The sequence below is a fragment of the Brotaphodocola sp. genome, assembly GCF_983179755.1.
This window is the reverse complement of record NZ_CFAHBC010000005.1, coordinates 47568-71249: the sequence shown is the minus strand read 5'-3', so window position 1 is coordinate 71249 and position 23682 is coordinate 47568. Positions and strand designations below refer to the sequence as shown.

Here is a 23682-nt window from a genome sequence, read left to right as displayed (position 1 = left end):
TATTTTCTAAGTTTAGTGTTATGAGTTTGTTTGTATAGAGATTTTTTGAGGAGAGAAACAGTTATGAAGAGAGAACCTGAGCGTGAAGGCAAATTTCGGTCGTCTTATCAGGGACCGAAGGTGCGCACAAAGAAGAAAAAGAGACGTAGTTCATCCGCAGTTGTTCTGGCAGGTGGAGCTGTTGTTGTGATGGCAGTTCTGATTGTCGGAGCAGTTGTCAAGGGAAGAAGCGGTGCTTCTTCACCGAAGGCAGTGACGACGGCGGAGAGCGGTGCAGAGAATGCAGAGGCAAAGACCTGCACCGCGCTGACGGTCAATGGAATCGCGTTAAACGGACTGACGAAGGAGGAGGCACTCGCGGAGATCGTAAAGAGCTATCCGTGGGCGATCCAGGTTAAGCAGGATGAGGAGAGCGAGGAGACCGAGGCAGTTCCGGATCTCACAAGAGAGTGGATCAGCGAGTGCCTGACCGATATTTATCAGGACGGAGCAACCGGTGAGCGTGAACTCGATGAGACAAAACTTCAGGAGCTTGTCGCAGATCAGGTTGCAACCTATGCAGAAAAGTGGGATAAGCAGGCAAAAAATGCCGTGATTGACCGTTACGATTCAGCGAATGGACAGTTTCTCTTCAGCGATGGATGTTCGGGATTGAAACTCAATGAGGAAAAGATGGTTTCCGACATCATGAGCGCAGTGAAGAACGGTCAGTTTGATGCAGTTGTTCAGGCAGAGTTTGGTGACAATGTTCAGAAGCTCACGATTGACGAGGCGCGCCAGAAGTATACGACGCTTGCAACATTCACGACGGAGACGACGGAGAATGAGAAGAGAAACACGAACGTTCGTCTGGCAGCAGAAGCACTCAACGGCACGATTGTCCAGCCGGGAGAGGAGTTCTCGTTCAATGCCATTGTCGGACAGCGCACACCGGAAAAGGGCTATCAGGAGGCAGCTGCCTACAACAGCGGAGAGGTTGTTCAGGAAGTCGGCGGAGGCGTCTGCCAGATGTCGAGCACACTCTACCGTGTCGTGTTTCAGGCAGGAATGGAAGTCACTTATCGACGTTCCCATACCTTTGAGCCGAACTATGTGACTCCGGGACAGGATGCGGCAATCAGCTGGGATTATCCGGACTTCCGTTTTGTAAATACATCCGAGTATCCGGTCGGTATTCTTGCAAGTTATTCAAACCGCAAGGCGACGGTTTCTCTCTACGGAATCCGTGTCCTGCCGGAGGGAGAGACCTGGGATCTTGTGTCTGAGAAGACGGAAGAGCTTGACCAGCCGGACCCGGTTTATGTCGAGGATGTTTCCCTGAAACCGGGAACCGAGAAGACCGTGAAAGCCGGAACGAGCGGAAGTCGTTGGGTTACCTACAAGGTTGTGTACCAGAACGGTCAGGAAGTCTCAAGAACCGAGGATCACTCTAAGGTTTATCAGGGACATTCCGCGGAGATTCACCGCAATACCGCAGGTGAAACCGGATCTGCGCTCAATGAGAGTCAGAGTGCCGGAGGCAGTGTGACAAATTCTTCAAATTCCACGAGCTCAACGAATACGACGAACACGAATACGACTCAGGAGCGTTCGGGGACGAAGAAGGAAACCACAGCGAAGTCGACTGAGGCAACGAAGGAGAACATAAAGGAAACCACAAAGGCAAAAGCAGCCAAGGAAGAGACGAAGGCAAAGCAGAAGGAGACGACAAAGGCGGAGACGAAAGCGGAAACAAAAGCGGAAACAAAAGCTGAGACAAAGGCAGAAACGAAGGCGGAGACAAAAGCCGAGACGAAAGCAGAAACCAAGGCTGAGACGACTTCTGCTCCGAAGGAGCCACAGGCAGAACAGCAGGCTCCGGGATCTGCACCGATTTCTTCGGATGTGCCGATCGTTCCACCGCTTTCTTAAAGAAAAAAGGTGTTCCTGTGCATGGATAGGCATTTTCTAAACGGAAATGCCGTATGATACAGGAACAAAACGGTAAAAATTACCTACTAGATTGATATAAAAAGGAATTGACAAACGTTTTTTAGGGTTGTATGATAGGTACAGTCAAAAACGGATTAAGGATGAGGGCAAGGGGGTCCCCGGGGAAGGGGATTTTCTTGCTCTCATTTTAAGTCCGGAGAGTAACAGAACGTTGAGGAGGATACAATTATGAAAAAGAATTTAAAAGTTCTGACTACAACCGCAGTTGCAGTCGTGGCAATGGCATCTTTGAGTGCCTGTGGTGGAAGTGCGACTTCTGCTACGACAGCTGAGACAAAGGCAGAGAGTGCAGATGCAAATGCAGAGAGCAGTGAGTCCGCAGAGACAGAGAAGAGCGCAGATGCAAAGGATGCCAAGGCAGATTCCGCAGACAAGAAAGTCTTGAAGGTAGCAATGGAGTGCGCATATGCACCGTACAACTGGACTCAGCCGGACGATTCCAACGGAGCTGTTCCGATCGCAGACAGCAACGAGTACGCTTATGGATACGATGTCATGATGGCAAAGAAGATCGCAGACGAGCTTGGATATGATTTACAGATCGTTCGTCTTGACTGGGATTCTCTGATTCCGGCTGTTCAGACTGGTCAGGTAGACTGCGTCATTGCAGGACAGTCGATCACGAAGGAGCGTCAGGAAGCAGTAGACTTCACTGATCCGTATTACTATGCAAGCATCGTTACACTGGTAAAGGCTGGCGGAAAGTATGAGAATGCAACGAGCGTTGCTGATCTGGCTGGCGCAACCTGCACCTCCCAGCAGAGCACGATCTGGTACACCGTATGTCTCCCGCAGATTCAGGACGCAAACATTCTGTCCGCTACCGCAAGCGCACCGGATATGCTGATGTCCCTCGAGGCAGACAAGTGTGACATCGTAGTTACCGATCAGCCGACCGGTAAGGGTGCTCTGGTTGCTTATCCGGACTTCAAGATGCTTGAGTTTGGTGGCGGGGATGACGATTTCCAGGTAAGCGATGAGGACATCAACATCGGCATCTCCTTAAAGAAGGGCAACACCGAGTTAAAGGATGCCATCAACGGCGTTCTGGCTACAATGGATAAGGATGATTACGCAAAGATGATGGACGAGGCAATTTCCGTTCAGCCTCTGGCAAACTAAGGAATTTTGAAGTTTAAATTTTTGAAACTTTTAAATTTTGGAATTTTGGAACGAAGGTAGATGTTTTGACGGCTCTGACGGCGAAGAAAGTCCTGTGCGGACTTCTTCGCCTTGTGTCGCCTTTGAGTGACTGGTTTATTTCAGAAGAAGAGTTCGGTAAAACAGTTTCAGTAAAATGATTTCAATAAAACAAGTTTGGTAAAGTTGCAGAAGAAAGAAAGCAGGAAAGTAAGGAGCGAAAATTACTATGCCAACAGACTTTTTAGGCCGTGTGATGGTCGTATTTCAGCGATATGGAATGTCTATGTTGCAGGGTGCAGGCGTCAGCCTGAAGATTGCAATCGTGGGCACGATCGTGGGATGTTTGATCGGATTTGCGGTAGGACTGGTGCAGACGATCCCGATGGAGGAGAAAGATTCCCTCGCAAAGAAGATTGTTCTGCGCGTATTCAAATTTATTTTAAATGTATATGTGGAGTTCTTCCGCGGTACGCCGATGATGGCGCAGGCGATGTTCATCTACTTTGGACTCTTCCCGCTCATGGGAATCAATCCGACGATGACACAGGCAGCGTATTTCATCCTCTCGATCAATACGGGTGCATACATGGCTGAGACGGTTCGTGGCGGTATTCTCTCCGTCGATCCGGGACAGACAGAGGGCGCAAAGGCGATCGGTATGACGCACGTTCAGACGATGATCTACGTCATTCTGCCACAGGCACTGCGCAACATCATGCCCCAGATCGGCAACAACCTGATCATTAACATTAAGGATAGCTGTGTGCTCTCCGTAATTGGTGTCGCAGAGCTTCTCTACAAGACGAAGGCGGCAGCGGGTGCACTTTACATGAACTTTGAGACTTACACGATCACGATGATCATGTATTTCATCATGACATTTGCATGTTCCCGTCTCCTGCGTTGGGTGGAGAACCGTATGGATGGTGCAGACAACTATGACTTAGCGACGACAGATACGCTGGCACACACGAGCGGAATGTACAGCTACGGCGACAAGACAAAGAAGAAGGAGGAAGAGTAAATGGCATCAGAACATGTATTGGAGATCAGCCACCTGAGCAAATCCTTCGGAAAGCACGTCGTTTTGCGTGACATCGATTTCACGGTAAATACCGGCGATGTGACCTGTATCATCGGTGCTTCTGGTTCCGGAAAATCCACGCTTCTGCGCTGTGTCAACATGCTTGAGACTCCGACAACCGGTGAGATCCTCTACCACGGCAACGACATCACAAGCCCGGGCGTCAACGTTCCGGCATACCGTTCCAAGGTCGGCATGGTGTTCCAGAGCTTTAACCTGTTTAACAACATGACAGTCCTTGAAAACTGTATCGTCGGTCAGACGAAAGTTCTGAAGAAGAACAAGGAAGAGGCAAAGAAGAACGCGATGAAGTACCTCGAGAAAGTCGGCATGGCACCGTACATCAACGCAAAGCCACGCCAGATTTCCGGTGGTCAGAAACAGCGTGTCGCAATCGCCCGTGCGCTTGCGATGGAGCCGGAGGTTCTGCTGTTCGACGAGCCGACTTCCGCACTTGACCCGCAGATGGTCGGGGAAGTGCTTGCCGTTATGCGCACACTCGCAAAAGAGGGTATCACGATGATTATTGTGACGCATGAGATGGCATTTGCCCGCGATGTCTCGAGCCACGTTGTTTTCATGGCAGACGGAGTCATCGAGGAGCAGGGCAAGCCAGAAGAGATCTTCGGTAACCCGCAGAAGGCAAAGACTCAGGAATTCTTGAGCAGATTTATTCAGGGATAACTTATTCAGAAATAATTTATTCAAAAATAAAGATTTTTAATTGGACGGATAAGTTGGTTTTGGGTTCATGTATAAATTTGGGATTTATGCGTGAACCCTATTTTTGTGGCACAATACCAGGAAAATCATGCTGAAAAACTAATACTAGGAAATTTAATAGCCACTTACAAATTTGCTAATGGAAGATAAAATCGTTGATAGAAAGTCTTATGATGAGATTCCCCATCGCGTGGAATATTCGCTGACGCAAAAAGGAAATTCCATCGTCCCGATTTTACAGAGCAGTTGTCAATGGTCGGATATATTTTATAAAGAAGATGGGGAAAATGAGATGGTGCAGTGCCAAAAGTGCGACCATCGCAGATAAAAACGGTTTCGCAATTCAGATTTGTAGTTTAAAATAGTGGTGGAAGAAACAGAAATATTAATAGAAAAAGAAGGAGAAGGAAAAATGAGAATTGGAGTAACTTACGAAAATGGAGAAATCTTTCAGCATTTTGGACACACAAGCCAGTTTAAGCTGTATGAGGTTGAGAATGGGGAAATCAAAGAGACGCAGATCATCGATACGAATGGTCAGGGACATGGAGCCTTAGCTTCATTTTTGACGAATGCAGGTGTTGAAGTGCTGATCTGCGGTGGAATTGGAGGCGGAGCACAAAATGCACTTGCCAGTGCAGGCATTCAGCTGTATGGTGGCGTGAGCGGAGATGCAGACGAGGCAGTGAAACATTATTTAGCAGGGGATTTAAGCTACAATCCGGATGTGCACTGCACCCATCATGAACATGCACATTCCTGCGGAGAGCATAAGTGTGGGGAAGAGAAACACGGATGCACAGGAAATAGAGGAAAGTGCTAAGGGAGTAGATTGTTCACTTTATAACCAGTTGTTCAATCAGATTCTTCTTTTTCCATACTTTTCTCTAACTTTATCATGTTTGAATTTCTGAAATGAGAGAACCATCGAGTAAACAGGGAAATTACGCGTAGCAATAAAAAAATGTTAAGTGTAGTTTTTTCTGTTTTATTTTCAGGTTCTATGTCAACAGTTAGAGTGGGATTTTTTGAAACTGTAATAGTCGACAAAAGATAGATATTTTTTCAAAGAATCTGATATGTTTTGTTGTATCACGTTTAATGTTTTTATTGCTTGTGATGTGAAAATCATTAAGTATTTCTATCTTAATTAAATTGTTGATTGCTTCTAGGGAGGCATTATTAGTTGGAGTTCTAGCACAAGACATTAATGTTAAAATCAAGATATCTTAACTTTTATTTTGTTTAGCATAGAAAGGGGCGGTGAAGGTGGGGCAGTTTGTAAATCCCGGAAATGGTGCGTTTCAGGTTGCACTCAATTCAGAGATCTATGTGGATAAGACCGGATTGCTGGAATATACGAATAAGGTGATGGACACAACTGCAAAATTTATTTGCAACAGCCGTCCGAGATGATTTGGAAAGACGATCACGGCGGATATGCTGACGGCATACTATTGCAGATCCTGTGACTCAGAGAGGATGTTTTCGGGATTAGAGATCAGCAAAAGTCCGGAGTTCAAAAAATATCTAAATGCATATGATGTGATTCACTTGGATATTCAGTGGTGCATGGAGTCCGCCGAGGGAGCGGAACATGTGCTTTCGTATATTTCGGAGAGAACCATCGCGGAATTAAGAGAAATTTACTCGCGTGAACTTCCAGAAGAAATTCGTACTCTGCCGGAGGCATTATCTAAGATTCATATGGCGACAGGAAGAAAATTTGTTGTTATCATCGATGAATGGGATGTTCTGATTCGTGATGAGGCGATGAATCAGAAAGTGCAGGAGGAGTATATTAATTTTCTGAGGGGAATGTTTAAGGGTTCTCTTCCAACTAACTATATTCAACTTGCATATTTGACAGGAATTCTTCCGATCAAGAAAGTGAAAACGCAGTCGGCTCTCAACAATTTTGATGAGTTTACGATGTTGGATGCAAGTGTGTTAGCGCCGTATGTCGGTTTTACGGAAGCGGAAGTGTTGGAACTCTGTGAGAGATACGGAAGAGATTTTTCTCAGGTGAAGCGTTGGTATGATGGATATCTGCTGGGAGATTATCAGATTTATAATCCGGTTGCGGTTGTAAAGCTGATGACGAAGGGCGGACGATTCAAAAGCTATTGGTCGGAAACCGGAAGCTATGAGGTGGTCGTTCCACTGATTAATCAAGATTTTGATGGACTCAAAACAGCAGTTCTTGAAATGCTTGCGGGGACATCGGTGAAAGTTCAGGTAAAATTCTTTCAGAATGATACAGTGAACTTTAAAAATAAGGATGATGTCATCACGTATTTGATTCATTTGGGGTATCTTGGATATAATGAGCAGACACAGACGGCATTTGTTCCAAATGAAGAGATCCGTCAGGAACTTACAGTTGCAGTGGAGAGCACTCGCTGGAATGAATTTTTTGTGTTTCAGAGAGAGTCAGCAGAGCTTCTGGAAGCGACGCTTGAGATGGATGAGGAAGCTGTCGCAGAGGGGATCGAGAAGATCCATATGGAGTATGCATCTGCAATCCAGTATAACAATGAGAATTCTCTGAGCAGTGTGTTGACAATTGCATATTTGAGTGCGATGCAGTACTATTTTAAGCCGATTAGAGAGCTTCCTAATGGAAGAGGATTTGCAGATTTTGTCTTTCTTCCAAAACCAGAATATGTGCAGGATTACCCGGCTCTTGTCGTAGAGCTAAAATGGAATCAAAATGCACAGACAGCATTGGATCAGATTCGAGATAAGAAATATCCGACATCGATCGAGACGTATGCGGGAGATATTTTGTTGGTTGGGATCAATTACGATAAGAAGCGTAAAGAGCACCAGTGCCGGATTGAACCGTATATAAGAGAAAAGTAAAAAACTGAAAATGGTGGATGAATAAGATAGGGCTAATGTATAAACTTGAAAATTTGTACGTTAGCCCTGTTTTTTATGATATTATGAAAGAAATAATCGAAAATTGCGGAGACGGTGCCTATTATGATTCGAAAATTACAAAAAGCGGACATAAATAAAGTTGCAGATATATGGTTGGATACTAATATAAAAGCACATGATTTTATTTCTGCTCAATACTGGAAAAACAATTTTAAATTAGTAAAAGAAATGTTGCCACAGGCAGAGGTTTATGTGTATGAGAATGATAAAGAAATACAAGGCTTTGTAGGAATGAACAAGGAATATGTTGAGGGCATTTTTATTTCTGATAAAATGCAATCGCAGGGTATAGGTAAAATTCTGCTAAATTATGCAAAGGATAAAAGAAACAAATTACTCTTGAATGTATACCAGAAAAATGCACGGGCAATATCCTTTTATCAAAGAGAGGGTTTTAAAATTCAGTTTGAAAGTTTGGATGAAGCTACTGGGGAAAAAGATTATGTAATGGCATGGAAACGAAAATAGATTAAGCAAACATCTTTACTACAAAACAGCTTCATTGTCAGATAAAAAATTTTGCTTTTGAAGCTGTTTTATTTTATCTTCTTGTTATTGAGAACGAGAAATAGTAAAATAACAATAAAAACGGAGTGAGCCATGAAGAAAATACTGGTAATCTTGGGTGGGGGTCGTCCAAAGGGAAATACAAGGCAGTTGGTAGATGCATTTATGCAGGGGGATAGCGATGCCGGACATGAGGTAGAACTCATATCGCTTAATAAGATTGAGGTAAAAGGCTGTATCGGCTGTAATGCCTGCCGTTATGGAAAGCCATGTATCCAGAAAGACGGATTTAACGATCTCGTTCCGAAAATAAAGGAAGCCGACATGATTGCATTTGCATCTCCGTTATTATTTTGGACAATATCCTCTAAGCTGAAAGCATTTATCGAGAGATTTTATTGTATCGCAGAAGAAGATCCAAATCCGCCACTCGGTCGATATGAAAAATATCCGGTTAAGGATGCCGTCTTGCTGATGACTTCCGCCGATGATCTGTTCTGGACATATGAGCAGGCGGTATCTTATTACAAGTTTGCTGTGATCAATTATATTGGTTTTTGTGACAAGGGAATGTTGCTCGCGGGTGGATGTGGTGACACGAATGGAAGACCGCAGATTGATAAGACGAACCATTTGAGCGAGGCATATCAGTTTGGAAAAAACATTTATGCAGAGTAGTGGAGAAGCGCAGTAATTTTGATGGGAAGATGTCAGCAGAGCTGACCAGAATTACGCGCCAAGTCTCAGCGAGCGTCGGCTTGAATTTAACACACCGTGAGCAAGAAATCCCCCACCTCTAAACAAATGTGTAGGTGGGGGGATGAATTGCGAGATACACGGCGTTGACTTTTATTTTTGGTCATATTATAATCTTCTTATCATTCAGTCGTAATTGAGATAAGAGGTATTTATAAAATGAATCTTGACACGAATAATCATTCAGTATTTTTATTAAATTATCATCTGATTATGTGCATTAAGTATCGAAATAAAGTGATTGATAATCCGATTTCGAATCGCTTAAAAGAGATTTTTGAGTATATAGCACCGAACTATCATATCGAATTAGAAGAGTGGAACCATGATCTTGATCATGTTCACATTTTGTTTCGAGGACAGCTAAATACTGAAATCAGTAAATTTATTAATGCATATAAATCCGCAAGTAGTCGTCTCATTAAGAAAGAATTTCCTATGATAAGAAAGTCTTTATGGAAAGAGATGTTTTGGTCACAAAGTTATTGTCTGCTTACAACGGGAGGTGCAACCGTAGAAATTGTTAGAGAATACATCCAATCGCAGGGGAAAAAAAGGAAAAGCAAATAAAGCAATTAAATATCGACTGTATCCGACAAAAGAACAAGCAGAACTTTTTGCAAAAACATTTGGTTGTTGCCGAAAGGTTTATAATCTTATGCTTACGGATGAGAAAGAATCCTATGAAAAAACAGGAAAATTTGTGACGGTTACGCCAGTAAAATATAAAAAAGAATATCCATACCTGAAAGAGGTAGACAGCCTGGCATTAGCGAATAAGCAGTTGGATTTACAGGCAGCACTTCGGAATTGTTTTAGTAAGACGCGAAAAAAGAAAAATGGATTTCCGAAATATAAATCAGCAAAACATAGCAGAAAATCCTATACGACAAATAATCAAAAAGGGACGATTGCTTTGTATGAGAAAGAACTGAAATTACCAAAAGTCGGAAAAATAAAAGCAGTTATTCATAGAAAACCAAAAGAAGGATGGCAGATAAAATCCGCTACCATTTCACAGGAATCCGATGGAAGTTTTTTTGCCTCTGTTTTGTTTGAATTTGATCCGCCTGTTTGTGATTATGTAGCAGATCTGGAAAATGTGATTGGTCTGGATTATGCGTCAAATGGTCTGTATGTGGATCACAATGGTCAAATTGGAAGTAATCACAAATAGTATAGAGAAAGTCAGGAGAAACTTGCAAAAGAACAGAGAAAACTTTCTCGAAAAGTGGGGTCTAAAAAGAATGAAACAAAATCGAAGAATTATTTGAAACAATTGAAAAAGATCAATAAGATTCACAGACATATTGCCAATCAGCGTCTCGATCATTTACATAAGAAATCAACTGAGATAGCCAATCAGTATGATGTCGTATGTGTAGAAAGTCTAAACCTGAGAGCAATGTCGAATAAAGGATTTGGAAACGGAAAGGCGACGCTTGATAATGGATATGGAATGTTTCTTTCGATGCTTGAGTATAAATTATCCGATCGCAAGAAATATTTTGTGAAAGTAGACAAATGGTATCCAAGTTCCCAAATTTGCCATTGTTGTGGATATCAAAATCCACTGTTAAAAGACTTGAGAATTCGCGAATGGGATTGTCCAAACTGTAATCATCATCATAAAAGGGATATCAATGCTGCAATCAATATTCGAAAGGAAGGCTTACGAATCTTAAAAGAAAGCGCATAAACGATAAATGGGACATAGTAGGGATGGAATCAGCCCGAACTTAACGCCGGTGGACATTGTGTAAGACGTTTGGTGTATTTTGCTACATCGAACGCAGTAGTGGTTGAAGTAGGAAGCTCCGACTTCTTTAAGTCGGGGTAATTCACAATTTGACTGGATTGGAGGAAAAAAGAATGTTTCGAGAAATGCGTAGAAAGAAAAAGGAAATGGATAGAAGTCTGGCGGAGTCTCTTTTGGAAAAAAGCCGGAGAGGTGTCCTTGCGGTAAATGGGGATGATGGTTATCCATATGCGATTCCGGTCAATTATTATTATGATAGAGAGAATCAGAAAATTTATTTTCACGGGGCGCGTGAAGGACATAAAGCCGATGCTCTGAGGGCGAATGATAAGGTGTGTTTCACCGTTTACGGAAATGAGAAGATCAAAAAAGAAGAAGCCTGGGCGCCGTTTGTGCAGAGTACGGTTGTGTTTGGCAGATGCCATCTGCTTGAAACAGGTGAGAAGGCGATGACATTGTTAAAACAGTTGGCAATGAAATACTATCCGACGGAACAGCTGGTTGATGAGGAAATTGCCCGACTTGAAAAAGCAGTACAGGTTTTTGAAATTGAGATTGAACACATGAGTGGCAAAGAGATACAGGAGCGCTAGATAGGATAAATAAAATGAAATTAAAAAATATTTTGATTGTCGTGAAAGACATCGAAAGATCGAGACAGTTTTATCACGATCTGTTCGGGCTTGATCGAATCGTTGACAATGATGGAAATATGATCTTGATGGATGGACTTGTGCTTCAGGATGAGAAGATCTGGCGGGAGTTTTTGGGAAAAGAGGTCATCCCGAGAAACAATGCCTGTGAATTGTATTTTGAAGAGAATGATTTGGAGGCGTTTGTTGAAAAACTGGAACGATTGTATCCGGAGGTGCAGTATGTCAACCGGCTCACGGCGCACAGCTGGGGGCAGAAGATGGTTCGCTTTTATGATCTGGATGGAAATTTGATTGAGGTGAGAACGCCTGAATGAAGAAGGATAAGATTTCTAGGAACAACAAAGCAGATGAACGATGAGAATGGTTTAGAATTCGTGGAGGACATATAAATACAGAGATGCTTAAACTTGTTAAATACAGCGCAGAATTTACAACTCAGTTAATCGATATGATGGATGAATGGACGGCGACAAACGAAAAAATTGTTCCGTGGGCGATTTGCAGATGTGATTATCACAATACGGATCAATATATGGAAAGTCTTGGGGAAAATGCGGTACCTGAGGGATTTGTGCCGGATTCTACGTTCTTCTGTCTTGACACGGAGAGAAATATTTTTGTCGGTGCAGTTAATATTCGGCATTATTTAAACGATAAATTGCGTTTCAGCGGTGGACATATTGGCGATGGAATTCGTCCGAGTGAGCGCGGAAAAGGTCTTGGCACAGAGATGATTGCACTGGCTCTTGAGGAATGTCGGAAACTTGGAATTTCTGAGGTGCTGATGTGCTGTAAAAAAACCAACCTTGCCTCGGCAAGAACGATTGAGAAAAATGGCGGCGTGCTGGAAAATGAAGTACTGGATGATGGAGTTTCTGTCCTTCGATATTGGATAAAACTGTAATGAAAAATGGTAAAATTAAAACAGCTAACATCTTAGGGAAAAGAAAATAAAAAATAGAATAAAGACAGAAACAACCAAAAAGAACCCGCCCACCATCCAGGTGAACGGGTTCTTCTCTTTTGAAACGTCTTAATTTTTTTCGACAGTATTGACCGTATTAAGAGTATTTAACTTCTAAACTTACTCAATAAAACTTACTCAACAGTCTTTAAATCAAAACCAAAGTACTTCACTGCGTTGTTGTAGCAGATGCCCTTTACGATCTTCTCAAGAGCCTTCTGGTCATCCGGATACTCACCGTTGTCTACCCAGCTTCCGAGCAGTTCGCACATTACACGGCGGAAGTACTCGTGACGGGTGTAGGACAGGAAGCTTCTGGAGTCGGTCAGCATACCGATGAAGTTGCCGAGGCATCCAAGGTTTGCAAGGCTGGTCATCTGGTTGGTCATACCTACCTTGTGATCGTTGAACCACCAAGCAGAACCGTGCTGGAGCTTGCCTGCTGCGGAGGTATCCTGGAAGCATCCGATGATCGTGCCGATTACAGCGTCATCGTTCGGGTTCAGAGAGTACAGAATGGTTCTCGGGATCTCGTTGGTTGCGCTCAGTGCGTTCAGGAAGTCAGCGGTCTGAGCTGCCGGAGCGTAGTTGTTGATGCAGTCGTATCCGGTATCCGGTCCGAGCTGTTTGTACATGTAAGCGTTGTTATCGCGCTTGCAACCGTAGTGGATCTGCATAGCCCAGTCATACTTGTGATACTGCTTTGCAAGGAACATCATGAATGCAGTCTTGTACTTGAGCATCTCCTCCTGGGTAACTTCCTGGCCGGACAGCTTCTTTGCGATGATTGCATCGATCTCAGCGTCGGTTGCCGGAACGTAAACGATGAAGTCCAGACCGTGGTCAGATACGCTGCATCCCATGGAAGTGAAGAACTGCATACGATTGTCGATTGCGCTCTTTAAGGAAGCGAAATCCTTAACCTCAACACCGCTCACCTCAGACAGCTTCTGCATGTAGGAAGCGTACTCCGGCTTCTCGATGTTGGTAGCCTTGTCCGGTCTCCATGCCGGCAGAACCTGTACGTCGAAGGTCGGATCCTCTTTGATGACTTTGTGCCACTCAAGAGAGTCGATCGGATCATCGGTGGTGCAGATCAGGGTTACGTTGGAAGCCTTGATCAGGCTACGAACAGTCCACTTGTTCTTTAACTGCTCGTTACACAGGTTCCAAACTTCCTCAGCGGTATCTCCGCACAGATGTCCGGTGTAACCGAAGTAACGCTGTAATTCCAGATGGCTCCAGTGATACAGCGGGTTGCCGATCAGCTTCTCCATGGTCTCAGCCCATTTCTGGAACTTCTCACGATCAGAAGCATCACCGGTGATGTACTTCTCATCTACGCCGTTGGAACGCATCTGACGCCACTTGTAGTGGTCACCGCCGAGCCAAACCTGAGTGATGTTCTCGAACTTGCGGTCCTCAGCGATCTCTCTCGGGTTGATGTGGCAGTGGTAGTCGAGAATCGGCATATTCTCTGCGTAGTTGTGGAATAATGCCTGTGCAGACTCGCTTGAGAGAAGAAAATCCTTGTCCATAAACTGTTTCATTGGAAAAATCCTCCTTAAATGAATATAGTAGATAGATACAACTTACAACTTTTTAAATCCTAAAACTTTTTAAAATTTTGTTGTTGCTCTTTTTATCAAATCGGCGGCAATCGTAGTCCGACTGGGTACGTTGACACCGTTGAAAACGCCCATAAGGGTATTGATTGTGGCAGTGCAGAGTGCCTCCACCTTACTGTCGATCGAGGTAAGCTCCGGATCGGTACAGATCGCATATGTCGAATTGTTGTATCCGACAATGCTCAAATCGTCTGGAATCTTGAGATCTTGCATGTGAGCATACTTGATTGCGCCGACTGCAAGAGTGTCGTCCGAGGTCATCACGGCATCGAAGACAAGGTCATCCTTGGCGAGCTCAAGAAGAAGATCGCGGGCACAGATCACATCTTTCTCACACTGGTGGATGTATTCCGGTCGAACCGGAAGACCGTGTCCGGTGAGTGCATCGCGGTACCCCTTCATCTTGTTCGTTCCACTGAAGGAATTGCTCGTATAAAGGTAGACAATCTTTCGACATCCGGAGGCGATGAGCTGACCGGTTGCCTTGTGAACCGCCATGCGATCGTCGCAGACGGTGCTGTAAATGTTGTCTCCTTCGAGATAACCATTGACGAGCATGATCGGAATCTCCTGTGCGCCATCAATGATATAGGTATTGTCCTTGACTTTCGGTTCAATGAATTTAGAACCTGCAAGGATGATCGCGTCCACTTTCTTGGAACGGAGCAGATTGAAATACTGCTGTTTGGTCTCGAGAGAGTTGCCTGTACAGCAGAGAATGGAGTCGTATCCATTCACACGCAGTTCGCGTTCAAGGTAGTAGATTGCATGTGCGAGATATGGATCTGAGGAATCCGAACACATGATACCTATGGTTTTGATGGAGCCAAGCCCCAGTCCCCTTGCAAATACGTTCGGTGTATATCCCAGCTCGTTCATGACGGCGTGTACCCGCGCCCGGGTTTTTTCGCTGACATTGGGATTGCCGTTGAGAACCCGGGAGACAGTAGCGATGGACACTCCGGCTTTTTTCGATACGTCATAAATGTTCATCCGTCTTTCCTCCCTAGTTTTCTGTAAGTGCTTACAAGCTAGTACCATTATAACCGTCAAAATGAAATAATGCAAGTGGTTATGAGAGGTTTTATGGAATTTATTTGAAAAAAATTAAAGATTCCATCTTGACTTATAGGGAGAGTTTAGGTAGAATAATTGTAAGCACTTACAAAAACAAGGCGAGTGTCTGGATCTCTTGAAATGAGACCTTAAAAGATCTTAATTTGAGGAGTGCAGGATGACACCAAAGATGACACCGAAAGTATAAAGCTGAAAACATGAAATGAAAACATGAAAGCAGTAAAGCAGCAAAAAAGTGGTAAAGCTGGTAAAGCATTAAGGTGCTTTAAGGTACTAAAAAACATTAAAAGTAAGCAGCAAATTAAGAGGTAAAGAAGTAAAAAAAGAAGAAACGAAGAAACGCCAAAACAGAAACACGAAAAACAAAAAAGAAACACCAAAAGAGATAGATAAGGAGAAGAGTTATGCAGGATTTTATCAGAATCAATGAGAACGATAATGTCGCAGTTGCACTTCGTCCGATTGCGAAAGGCGAACAGCTCACGGTCGGTCAGTACAATGTGACGACGCAGGAGGATATCCCGCAGGGTCATAAGTTTGCATTAAAGCCGATCGAGCAGGGCAGTGAGGTTATTAAGTACGGTTTCCGCATCGGTTACACGAAGGAAGCAGTTCCGGCAGGTGGCTGGGTACATGTACACAACTTAAAGACCGCTCTGGGTGATCTGCTTGAGTACCAGTATCATCCGGTTGCTTCTACTTTGAAAGAGTCCGAGCATGCATATTTTGACGGATATCGCCGTACCGATGGAAAAGTCGGTGTAAGAAACGAGATCTGGATCATCCCGACCGTTGGCTGTGTCAACAGCATCGCACAGGCACTTGAGCGTCAGGCAAAGAAACTGATCGGTGGCAATGTCGAGGATGTCATTGCGTTTACCCATCCTTATGGATGTTCCCAGATGGGAGATGACCAGGAGCACACCCGTACTGTTCTGGCTGATATGATTCATCATCCGAACGCAGGTGGTGTTCTCGTTCTCGGTCTCGGCTGTGAGAACAGCAACATTCCGCTGTTAAAAGAGCAGTATATCGGCGAGTACGACGATCAGCGTGTGAAGTTCCTTCAGTGCCAGGACGTTGAGGACGAGCAGGAAGAGGCTATGAAACTGCTTGAGGAGCTGGCTGTCTATGTAAATGGCTTTTCCAGAGAGAAGATCGACGCAAGCGAGCTGATCATCGGTATGAAGTGTGGCGGTTCTGACGGTCTGTCCGGAATCACCGCAAACCCGACGGTTGGTGCATTCTCCGATCTTTTGATCTCCAAGGGCGGTACGACGATTCTGACTGAGGTGCCGGAGATGTTTGGTGCAGAGACCCTTCTGATGGATCGCTGTGCAACTCCGGAGCTGTTTGACAAGACCGTTCATCTGATCAACGACTTTAAGAACTACTTCAAGAGCCACAACCAGACGATCTACGAGAACCCGTCTCCGGGTAACAAGAAGGGCGGTATCTCCACTCTGGAGGATAAGTCCCTCGGATGTACCCAGAAGTCCGGAAGTGCTCCGGTTAAGGGTGTACTCGCATACGGTGAGCAGGTAAAGGAGAAAGGTCTGAATCTGCTGTCTGCACCGGGCAATGACCTCGTTGCTTCCACTGCACTCGCAGTATCCGGCGCACAGATCGTTCTGTTCACAACCGGTCGCGGAACTCCGTTTGCATCTCCGGTTCCGACTGTCAAGATTTCGAGCAACTCCAAGCTGGCTGGTCACAAGGAAAATTGGATTGACTTTAATGCCGGACGTATGGTAGAAGATAAGAGTAAGGAAGAGCTTGCACAGGATCTGTTTAACTATGTGCTGGCAGTTGCTTCAGGTAAGAAAGTAAAGGCAGAGGAGGCCGGCTTCCACGATATGGCGATCTTCAAGCAGGGTGTAACGCTGTAAGATTGTTACTTTATCATTGCTGTTTTATTCCAATGATAATCGATCCCGATTGATTGCTCCTGCCCCTGCCACAGAAAGGCGTGACAGAATATGAAACTGAATAGAACGACCCAGAGGACTGTCGAGATCCTCAAACTGGTATCAAAGAATCCGGAAGGCATCACTCTGGATGACATCTGTGAAAAATTGGAACTTCCGAAGACGAGTGCCTATGACATTGTGACGACTCTTGCGGAGATGGGAATGGTCAATGTGGACCGCGGTCAGAGACAGCGGTATACGATTGGTCTGACTGCGTACCGGATTGGAATCAATTATACCAACAACCTGGATTTTATCAGTGTGATTGAGCCAGAACTGCGCGCATTTGCGAAGGAAGTCGGCAAGACGGTCTTTTTCGGGGTGCGTTCTGATCACGATGTCGTCTATATCTGTAAGGCAGAGCCGGAGAATCCGATCATCACGACGGCGACTGTCGGAACGAAGAATCCGATGTACTGCACCTCGCTTGGAAAGGCGATCCTCGCGTTCAGTGATGAGGAGACGGTGCGTCAGGTGATCAACCGGATCAAATTCCGCCAGAAGACCGATCGGACGATCATGGACCGAGCGTCCCTGCTTGCAGAGCTTGATCGCGTGCGCCAGAACGGCTATGCGTTTGATGCGCGCGAGATGGAAGAACATATGGAGTGTGTCGGTGCGCCTGTCTTTGGACCGGATGGAAGTGTCGCAGGAGCAATCAGTGTATCAAGCCTGTACAAGCCGACGGAGAACTATGAACTCCTCGGAAAAATGGTCTCTGAAAAGGCACAGGAGGTCTCGAAAAGACTCGGTTTTATCGGTTCTGTGCGCAGGTAAAAATTCCCAGATACGGGCAGAATAGAAAAAGATAAGAAGTAAGACAGAAAAAGATAAAAATAAGTAGATTTCCTGTTGACAAATGGGAAAGAAACTATTAGAATTCAAGTATAGAAATCGCAAATGTGAAACGAATTCGCATATACGAATAAATGAAACCAAGAAAAGGAGAACTATCATGAAAAAAGAGCAGGTATTAGCAAGACTGAAAGAAGATTGTCTGGTAGCAGTTGTTCGTGCAAAGAACCTGGAGCAGGGCGAGAAGGTTGTTGACGCAATCATCGCCGGCGGAATCAACTTCATCGAGATCACCATGACTATGGACGAGGGCAACCCGGTTGACTTCATCGCAGCTATGGCTAAGAAGTACAAGGACAACGACAAGGTTGTAATCGGTGCAGGTACCGTTCTTGATCCGGAGACTGCAAGACAGGTTATCCTGGCTGGTGCAAACTACGTTGTAAGCCCGGGCCTGAACGTTGAGACCATCAAGCTGTGCAACCGTTACAGAGTACCGATGCTTCCGGGCGTTATGACTCCTACCGAGGCAATTACCGCTCTTGAGGCTGGATGCGACGTTATCAAGATCTTCCCGGGCAACATTGTAGGACCGGCAGCAATCAGCTCCTTCCGTGGACCGCTTCCGCAGGGCGAGTTCATGCCGAGTGGCGGTGTTGATGTAGACAACGTAGACAAGTGGATCAACGCAGGTGCATACGCAGTAGGTACCGGAAGCAGCCTGACCAAGGGTGCTAAGACCGGCGACTTCGCAGCAGTAACTGCAAAGGCTCAGGAGTTCGTTGCAGCAGTAGCAGCAGCACGTAAGTAATTTACATTTATAACACGTTTATAAATCGGTAAGATTTATTTATCTGAGATTCAGTATTCGTATTTGCGGATTATTCGATAAAGGATTTGGATTCACTTTGGATACCGCGCCTGCTCTGAGAAATCGGATCGGACGCGGTCATTCATGGGAAATCATCACAAAGCGAATTAGTATAAATCAATTAGTACAAAACAATTGGTTTAAAACAAAAAGAGCAATAAAGCAATAAAAAGAGTAATAGAAGAAAAAATAAAAAATAAGGAGACACAAAAATGGCAAAAGTAGTAACCATGGGTGAGATCATGCTGAGACTTTCCACCCCGAATAATGAGAAATTTATCCAGGCAGACGAGTTCGATGTAAACTACGGTGGCGGTGAGGCTAACGTAGCAGTATCTCTGGCTAACTATGGTCATGATGTAGATTTCGTTACCGCTGTTCCGTCCAACCCGATCGGTGACTGCGCAGTAGCAGCTCTGAGAAAGTACAATGTAGGAACCAAGCACATCGCAAGAAGCGGTGAGAGACTGGGTATCTACTTCCTTGAGACCGGTTCTGCAATGAGAGCTTCCAACGTTGTTTACGATCGTGCACACAGCTCCATCTCTACCGCTACTCCGGACGAGTTCGATTTCGACGAGATCTTCAAGGATGCAGACTGGTTCCACTTCACCGGAATTACCCCGGCTGTAAGCGACGCTGCAATCGAGCTGACCGAGGCTGCTTTAAAGGCTGCTAAGGCTCACGGCGTAACCGTATCTGTTGACTTAAACTTCCGTAAGAAACTGTGGTCTTCCGAGAAGGCTCAGAAGGTTATGACCAACCTGATGCAGTATGTTGACGTTTGCATCGGTAACGAGGAGGATGCAGAGAAGGTTCTTGGCTTCAAGCCGGGCAACACCGATGTTACCTCCGGTGAGCTGGAGCTGGCTGGTTATGTAGATATCTTCAACCAGATGGCTGACAAGTTCGGATTCAAGTACATCATCAGCTCCCTGCGTGAGAGCCACAGCGCTTCCGACAACGGCTGGTCTGCTTGCATCATGGATGGTAAGACCCGTGAGTTCTATCACTCCAGAAAGTACCGCATCGCTCCGATCGTTGACCGTGTAGGTGGCGGAGATTCCTTCGCTGGTGGTCTGATCTGCGGTCTGGTAGATGGCAAGAACATGAAGGATGCTCTGGAGTTCGCAGTAGCTGCATCTGCTCTGAAGCACACCATCCCGGGCGACTTCAACCTTGTTAGCCGTGCAGATGTTGACAATCTGGCAGGTGGCGACGGTTCAGGTCGTGTTCAGAGATAATTAAAGTTCACAGGGACTTTTAAATTCATTGGGGATTCCTTTGGAATTCACAGAGAGTTTTTGGGGTATTCGTTATTTTATAAATAAAAGATTGATATACTGACATCGTAGATAAATGGCTAATTTCCGTAACAGGAATTAGCCATTTTATCTATCAGAATTCTTCAGAATTCGTTTGATTTTTTGGGGATTCTTTTTGGACTCTTTCCAAAGTTCAGAGTTCTTTGTCAGATCATGAGTTCCATACACAGCAGAACAGAATACAGAACAGAATTTAAGAAAGCGCAAAAGCGCCGGAGGGCAAAATGATGGAGAACACAAGCGATTTTGATTTGCTGACACTTGGACAGGTGCTTCTTCGCCTGTCACCGCCAAACAATGAGCGTCTTGTTCGCGGAGATACCTTTATCAAGCAGGTCGGAGGTGCAGAGCTGAATGTGGCAGTTGGAGTTTCTCTGCTTGGACTTCACACCGGAGTCATTTCCAAACTTCCGTCTCATGATATCGGAACTTTCATGAAAGGAAAAATCCGTTCTTATGGCATCAGCGATGACTATTTCATTTATGATAAGTCACCGAATGCCCGTGTCGGAATCTACTACTACGAGAGTGGAGCTTACCCGAGAAAGCCGAAGGTTATCTATGACCGTATCGGAAGCTCATTCTACTCCCTCGACATCAGCGAGATCCCGGAGGATGTCTATACGGCAACGCGTTGCTTCCACACGAGTGGAATCACGCTGGCTCTCAGCCCGAAGATCCGGGAGACAACGATTGAGATGATCAAGCGTTTCAAGGCAACCGGAACGATTGTTTCGTTTGATGTCAACTTCCGCGGAAACCTGTGGAGCGGAGAGGAAGCAAAGGCATGCATCGAGCAGATCCTGCCGTATGTGGACATTTTCTTCTGCTCAGAGGATACCGCACGTCTGACATTCAAGAAGACTGGCACAGCAAAAGAGATGATGAAGAGCTTTACCGAGGACTATCCGATCTCGATTGTGGCATCGACTCAGCGCGTGGTACACAGCCCGAAGCGTCATGATTTCGGCTCTGTTGTCTATGATGCGAAGAATGATCGCTACTACGAGGAGGAGCCATACCGCGATATTGAGGTTGTGGATCGAATCGGAAGCGGAGATGCTTATATTTCAGGCGCTCTCTATGGTCTGCTCTCGAGTGACTTTGATTGTGAGCGTGCAATGCAGTACGGCAACGCGACGAGTTCTGTGAAGAATACGATTCCAGGCGATCTTCCGTCCTCTGATCTTGAGGAGATTGAGACGATCATCAAGGCACACCAGAGCACGGGACCACAGCTTGAGATGGCACGCTAGAGTAATAAGGGGACTCATAGCGTGAAAAAAGAAAGACAGTATGGGAAAAGTTTAAAATAAGGGATAAGGCAATAAAAAAAGATAATGGGGGAACAATTTTATGAAGACATTTAAGGGTCAAATCAGAGGCAATGTAATCGTAGGACAGTCCGGTGGACCGACCGCAGTAATCAACTCCAGCCTTGCAGGTGTATTTAAGACTGCAAAGGATCGCGGAGCAGGAAAGGTGTACGGTATGCTTCACGGTGTTCAGGGACTGCTTGAAGAGAAGGTTGTAGATCTGTCTGAGCATATCAGAAGCGATCTCGACATCGATCTGTTAAAGCGTACTCCGTCTGCATTCCTCGGCTCCTGCCGTTACAAACTGCCGGAGATCAAGGATGATCGTGCTGTCTATGACAAGATTTTTGAGATTCTGGACAAGCTGGGCGTGGACTACTTCTTCTACATCGGTGGAAATGATTCGATGGATACGATCAAGAAGCTGTCTGATTATGCAATCTTAAATGGAAGCAAGATCCGCTTCATGGGTGTTCCGAAGACGATTGATAATGACCTTGCAGTGACTGACCACACTCCGGGATTCGGAAGTGCTGCAAAGTACATCGCTTCGATCGCAAAGGAAGTTATTCGCGATGGTCTGGTATATGATCAGCAGAACGTTACCCTGATCGAGATCATGGGACGAAATGCAGGATGGCTGACCGGAGCTGCTGCACTGGCAACCGGTGAGGACTGTGAAGGTCCGGATATGCTCTTCCTGCCGGAGATCACCTTTGATGTGGATGCATTCATGAAGAAGGTGGCTGAGATCCACAAGAAGAAGAAATCTGTCGTAATTGCAATCTCAGAGGGTGTCAAGGTGGCAGATGGACGTTATGTCTGCGAGCTGACCGACAACATCGACTATGTGGATGCATTCGGTCATCGTCAGCTGACAGGAACGGCTCGTTTCCTTGCTGAGAAGATCTCTAAGGAAGTTGGCTGTAAGACGAGAGCAATCGAGTTCAACTCTCTTCAGCGTTGTGCTTCCCATATCGTAGGTCGTGTGGATATCACCGAGGCTTATCAGGTAGGTGGAGCTGCTGTAAAGGCTGCTTTCGAGGGTGAGACCGGCAAGATGGTTATCTTAAAGCGTGTCTCCGATGATCCGTATCTGTGCGTAACCGATATCTATGATGTTCACAAGATTGCGAATGTCGAGAAGAAGGTTCCGAGAGAGTGGATCAATGAGGCTGGTGACTATGTGACCGATGAGTTCCTTGACTATGTGCGCCCGCTGATTCAGGCGGAGCTGACCCCGATGATGGTTGATGGACTTCCGCGTCATCTGCGTCTTGAGGATATTGCGTATAAGAAGTAAGAGTTTTTGATTTCTGAAGCTCTAAAGAGAAATTTGGAGAAGAGGAAATAAGACAAAGAATGTAAGACAAAAAATATAAAATATAAAAAAGAAGCTGTTTTGTGATTCGCCACTGAGTTGTGAGGGATCGCAGAACAGCTTTTTTTGTTGATTTGTGTTGCACCGAAACTTGCGTTATATGCTCCGACGGCGAGTAAAGCCCTGCAAACGCGCTCTCGCTCCGGGTTCGACGTAGTGGTGCATAAGGCTGTAAATGACACAGCCTAAGCACCAACGTCTCACACGGGTTTGCAGGTGCTTTCTCGCCTTTCGTCGCCTTGTTACTTAGTAATGTACGCTTTCAGTTTTGGTGCAGATTTGTTTGATCGTCGACAGGTGCTACTTCTACAACGTTTTAAGTCGACGCTTTCGGAAATTTAGTGCGCCCCCTGGTACTGGTTGTCGCTGAATCCAAGGATCAGCAGGAAGATCGGGTTTAAGAACACCAGACCGACAGCGAACAGGACTCCGCGTCCAAATGCCTCTGCGAGCTTGTAGAGGGCGGTCAGCTGGATCACGGCGAGAATCAGGGAGATCACATAGCTGAGGTTCTCAGCGGAGCCTCCGATCATCGAGAGGCTTCCTGTGATCAGAGAGAGTGCAAGTGAGACAAAGAACATCCTTGTATTCCAGGTGAGCTTGTACTGAACGTAGGTGTTGTAAACCGGGATCAGGGACTTCCAACCGGCTTCCCCTGCCTTTGTGAAAATGCGCCAGTATGCGACGACATTCAAGATATACCAGCAGATCACAAAAACTGCCACTATGGCAAAAACTGCTATCATTCCATCCATAAGCAAAAGTTCCTTTCCATTTCCCATAGACTTG

General features: G+C 45.3%; 20 protein-coding genes and 3 pseudogenes. 20 read left to right on the top strand and 3 right to left on the bottom strand.

What is annotated here, in order from left to right; genetic code table 11:
* Positions 1 to 63: 63 nt before the first annotated feature.
* The 14 genes and pseudogenes from AC4EVX_RS03600 to AC4EVX_RS03535 all read left to right on the top strand — a co-directional run bounded on the left by AC4EVX_RS03600 (position 64) and on the right by AC4EVX_RS03535 (position 12470).
* Positions 64 to 1911, top strand: a complete 1848-nt coding sequence (locus AC4EVX_RS03600) for a VanW family protein (RefSeq protein WP_490159574.1) — start codon at positions 64 to 66, stop codon at positions 1909 to 1911.
* A gap of 249 nt (positions 1912 to 2160) precedes the next feature.
* The gene (locus AC4EVX_RS03595) at positions 2161 to 3114 is read left to right on the top strand and encodes a transporter substrate-binding domain-containing protein (protein WP_177977286.1); all 954 of its coding nucleotides are present in this window, start codon (positions 2161 to 2163) and stop codon (positions 3112 to 3114) included.
* A 247-nt stretch (positions 3115 to 3361) separates the two neighbouring features.
* Positions 3362 to 4159 carry an amino acid ABC transporter permease gene (locus AC4EVX_RS03590; RefSeq protein WP_308450580.1) on the top strand — a complete coding sequence of 266 codons (798 nt, stop codon included), beginning with the start codon at positions 3362 to 3364 and terminating at the stop codon, positions 4157 to 4159.
* Positions 4160 to 4903: an amino acid ABC transporter ATP-binding protein gene (locus tag AC4EVX_RS03585; protein ID WP_308450581.1), complete on the top strand. Its 744-nt coding sequence runs from the start codon at positions 4160 to 4162 to the stop codon at positions 4901 to 4903.
* A gap of 178 nt (positions 4904 to 5081) precedes the next feature.
* Positions 5082 to 5270, top strand: a complete 189-nt coding sequence (locus AC4EVX_RS03580) for a winged helix-turn-helix transcriptional regulator (protein ID WP_490159573.1) — start codon at positions 5082 to 5084, stop codon at positions 5268 to 5270.
* A gap of 63 nt (positions 5271 to 5333) precedes the next feature.
* Positions 5334 to 5765, top strand: a pseudogene (locus AC4EVX_RS03575) (NifB/NifX family molybdenum-iron cluster-binding protein); the annotation flags it as partial.
* 446 nt (positions 5766 to 6211) lie between these two features.
* Positions 6212 to 7807, top strand: a pseudogene (locus tag AC4EVX_RS03570) (AAA family ATPase).
* 123 nt (positions 7808 to 7930) lie between these two features.
* The gene (locus AC4EVX_RS03565) at positions 7931 to 8356 is read left to right on the top strand and encodes an N-acetyltransferase (protein ID WP_490159572.1); all 426 of its coding nucleotides are present in this window, start codon (positions 7931 to 7933) and stop codon (positions 8354 to 8356) included.
* Between the two features lie 132 nt (positions 8357 to 8488).
* Positions 8489 to 9073 carry a flavodoxin family protein gene (locus AC4EVX_RS03560; RefSeq protein ID WP_490159571.1) on the top strand — a complete coding sequence of 195 codons (585 nt, stop codon included), beginning with the start codon at positions 8489 to 8491 and terminating at the stop codon, positions 9071 to 9073.
* 237 nt (positions 9074 to 9310) lie between these two features.
* Positions 9311 to 9721, top strand: coding sequence for an IS200/IS605 family transposase (gene tnpA, locus AC4EVX_RS03555; RefSeq protein ID WP_490159570.1), 411 nt, complete (start codon positions 9311 to 9313; stop codon positions 9719 to 9721).
* A pseudogene (locus tag AC4EVX_RS03550) lies at positions 9672 to 10850 on the top strand (RNA-guided endonuclease TnpB family protein). Before tnpA ends, AC4EVX_RS03550 begins: the two are co-directional and overlap by 50 nt.
* A gap of 173 nt (positions 10851 to 11023) precedes the next feature.
* Positions 11024 to 11503: a pyridoxamine 5'-phosphate oxidase family protein gene (locus AC4EVX_RS03545; protein WP_490159569.1), complete on the top strand. Its 480-nt coding sequence runs from the start codon at positions 11024 to 11026 to the stop codon at positions 11501 to 11503.
* A gap of 14 nt (positions 11504 to 11517) precedes the next feature.
* The gene (locus AC4EVX_RS03540) at positions 11518 to 11880 is read left to right on the top strand and encodes a VOC family protein (RefSeq protein WP_308452053.1); all 363 of its coding nucleotides are present in this window, start codon (positions 11518 to 11520) and stop codon (positions 11878 to 11880) included.
* Positions 11881 to 11963: 83 nt separating this feature from the next.
* A complete protein-coding gene (locus AC4EVX_RS03535; RefSeq protein WP_308452054.1) occupies positions 11964 to 12470 on the top strand; it encodes a GNAT family N-acetyltransferase in 507 nt (168 codons plus the stop codon).
* A 194-nt stretch (positions 12471 to 12664) separates the two neighbouring features.
* Here AC4EVX_RS03535 and uxaC read toward each other — a convergent pair whose 3' ends face one another.
* Both uxaC and AC4EVX_RS03525 read right to left on the bottom strand, forming a co-directional pair.
* Complete coding sequence (uxaC, locus tag AC4EVX_RS03530) at positions 12665 to 14080, bottom strand: glucuronate isomerase (protein WP_490159568.1); 1416 nt, start codon at positions 14078 to 14080, stop codon at positions 12665 to 12667.
* Between the two features lie 69 nt (positions 14081 to 14149).
* Complete coding sequence (locus AC4EVX_RS03525; protein WP_490159567.1) at positions 14150 to 15199, bottom strand: LacI family DNA-binding transcriptional regulator; 1050 nt, start codon at positions 15197 to 15199, stop codon at positions 14150 to 14152.
* A gap of 440 nt (positions 15200 to 15639) precedes the next feature.
* Here AC4EVX_RS03525 and AC4EVX_RS03520 point away from each other — a divergent pair, with 440 nt between their 5' ends.
* The 6 genes from AC4EVX_RS03520 (at position 15640) to AC4EVX_RS03495 (ending at position 22815) form a co-directional block, all read left to right on the top strand.
* Positions 15640 to 17124, top strand: coding sequence for a UxaA family hydrolase (locus AC4EVX_RS03520; RefSeq protein WP_432628923.1), 1485 nt, complete (start codon positions 15640 to 15642; stop codon positions 17122 to 17124).
* Positions 17125 to 17214: 90 nt separating this feature from the next.
* A complete protein-coding gene (locus tag AC4EVX_RS03515; RefSeq protein ID WP_177978022.1) occupies positions 17215 to 17982 on the top strand; it encodes an IclR family transcriptional regulator in 768 nt (255 codons plus the stop codon).
* Positions 17983 to 18160: 178 nt separating this feature from the next.
* Complete coding sequence (locus AC4EVX_RS03510; RefSeq protein WP_177978021.1) at positions 18161 to 18811, top strand: bifunctional 2-keto-4-hydroxyglutarate aldolase/2-keto-3-deoxy-6-phosphogluconate aldolase; 651 nt, start codon at positions 18161 to 18163, stop codon at positions 18809 to 18811.
* A 272-nt stretch (positions 18812 to 19083) separates the two neighbouring features.
* Positions 19084 to 20115 (top strand): PfkB family carbohydrate kinase, encoded by a 1032-nt coding sequence (locus AC4EVX_RS03505; protein WP_177978020.1) that lies wholly within the window; start codon positions 19084 to 19086, stop codon positions 20113 to 20115.
* 308 nt (positions 20116 to 20423) lie between these two features.
* The gene (locus AC4EVX_RS03500) at positions 20424 to 21452 is read left to right on the top strand and encodes a sugar kinase (protein WP_490159624.1); all 1029 of its coding nucleotides are present in this window, start codon (positions 20424 to 20426) and stop codon (positions 21450 to 21452) included.
* Between the two features lie 100 nt (positions 21453 to 21552).
* A complete protein-coding gene (locus AC4EVX_RS03495) occupies positions 21553 to 22815 on the top strand; it encodes a diphosphate--fructose-6-phosphate 1-phosphotransferase (protein WP_177978018.1) in 1263 nt (420 codons plus the stop codon).
* A 416-nt stretch (positions 22816 to 23231) separates the two neighbouring features.
* Here AC4EVX_RS03495 and AC4EVX_RS03490 read toward each other — a convergent pair whose 3' ends face one another.
* Positions 23232 to 23648 carry a DUF5684 domain-containing protein gene (locus AC4EVX_RS03490; RefSeq protein WP_490159566.1) on the bottom strand — a complete coding sequence of 139 codons (417 nt, stop codon included), beginning with the start codon at positions 23646 to 23648 and terminating at the stop codon, positions 23232 to 23234.
* Positions 23649 to 23682 lie beyond the last annotated feature (34 nt).